1 protein-coding gene is annotated in these 976 nt (G+C 34.4%); it reads right to left on the bottom strand.

The genetic code is table 11. From position 1 onward, the window contains the following. The coding region (locus ACF91D_RS30700; protein ID WP_392438537.1) for a recombinase family protein at window positions 1–976 on the bottom strand (976 nt) is incomplete at both ends.

Raw genomic sequence — 976 nt, 5'->3', positions numbered from 1 at the left:
ACGTTAGGTTGAGAAAGAATGCGATTAAGGTGAACGTTAATAACTCTTTCTACAACTTCGGCATTAATGGCGTTACTATGACATGCTGAACTGCCGGAACGATTGAACAATGAGCAAATGTAATAACGTTTGATTGTCCGTTCTTTTGATTTCTTTGTTGTGTAGTAAGTACGTCGACATACCATATTATTACCGCATTCTGGACACTTGATAAGACCTCTAAGGTAGAAATCTCCACCAATTGGACGTCCTGGTTTGAAACTTTTAGATACCAATTTCTTATGAACTTGATCAAATACTTCTTCACTTATAATTGCTTCATGTTTTCCCTTTACCAAAATGACATCATTTTCATCACTTTTACCACTTCGACGCTTCGCTGACCAGTTTTGGTGATTATTAAATCTTACAAACCCTTTATAAACAGGATTATTCAGAATATATTTGACGCCAAAGACTGAAAAAGGCTTTTGGTTAATGGTACGATATCCTTTTTGGTTCAGTATCGATGTAATTGCCTTAAGTCCTTTATTATGATTTAAGTACAAGTCGAATATTTCTCGGACAATCTTAGCCTCATTTTCTTCTATGACTAAATCATTTTTCTGAGTAAGTGGGTTAAGTGATAACTTATAGCCTAACACTCTACCTGTAATAGCTTCTCCACTGCGCGCTTTAGCATTCATCGACATTTTTACATTACTGATAAGTGTTGTGCGCTCTATAGATCCTATAAGACCAAACATAGTAACAAGCACTTCACCTGAAGCATTTGATGTATCAATGTTTTCTGAAATCGATTTATATCCTACGCCATGTTCTTTGAAATCATGAATAATATTAAATACATCTCTCATTGAACGAGAAATACGATTCAATTTCCAACTTAACACCATTTCGATTTTATTATTTTTAACATCATTTAATAGACGTTTCATTGCTGGACGACCTTCAATACTTTTACCTGATATACCAG

It is taken from the genome of Staphylococcus sp. 231237_7MaSpsaltlick (genome assembly GCF_043107035.1).
Note: the sequence above shows the minus strand (reverse complement) of the source record. Positions and strands in the feature narration are given on the sequence as shown.